The 454-nt window shown below is 58.6% G+C and carries 2 pseudogenes; both read right to left on the bottom strand.

Annotated elements, in window-relative coordinates:
- Window positions 1-239, bottom strand: a pseudogene (locus tag D3D02_RS21405) (sugar ABC transporter substrate-binding protein); the annotation flags it as partial.
- A gap of 70 nt (window positions 240-309) precedes the next feature.
- A pseudogene (locus D3D02_RS21605) lies at window positions 310-454 on the bottom strand (creatininase family protein); the annotation flags it as partial.

Below are 454 nucleotides of genomic sequence, written 5' to 3'. Positions count from 1 at the left end.
TTGTTCTCCTCGAAGAACTGCTTGATGTTGTCACCGACACCCATTGTGAGGAGTTGGACGCTCTGGGTGTCTCCCCCACCCTCACCGCTGCCCTCGCCGTCGGAGCCGCTTCCGCTTCCGTCCCCGCCGCCGGTACAGCCGGCGATGGCAATCATGCCACCAGCGCCGAGCGCTTGAAGGAGCCGCCGACGGTCCAGAGTCTGTCCGCTAGCTTCCTCTGTGGTATTCTCTCGCATCATCGCTACCAATTTGCCCCACATATATAATTGTTTTTATTCATATTTTATTGTCATTATCGTTATCGGTGTCTCACGCGTTCTGTTCGTGAACCGCATCGAGCAGCGAGGCGAGTTCCTCGGCGATAATCGACCGACTCCGCTCTCCCTTCTCGGCGCTCGCTTCCTCGGGGAGCCCGATGGCACCCGTCTCGGCGTACGTGTCGAACGACCGGTAG

The sequence above is a fragment of the Halobellus sp. Atlit-38R genome (genome assembly GCF_003665925.1).
GTDB lineage: Archaea > Halobacteriota > Halobacteria > Halobacteriales > Haloferacaceae > Haloquadratum > Haloquadratum inordinatus.
The sequence above is the reverse complement of the archived record's forward strand: the minus strand, read 5'-3'. Positions and strand labels throughout refer to the sequence as shown.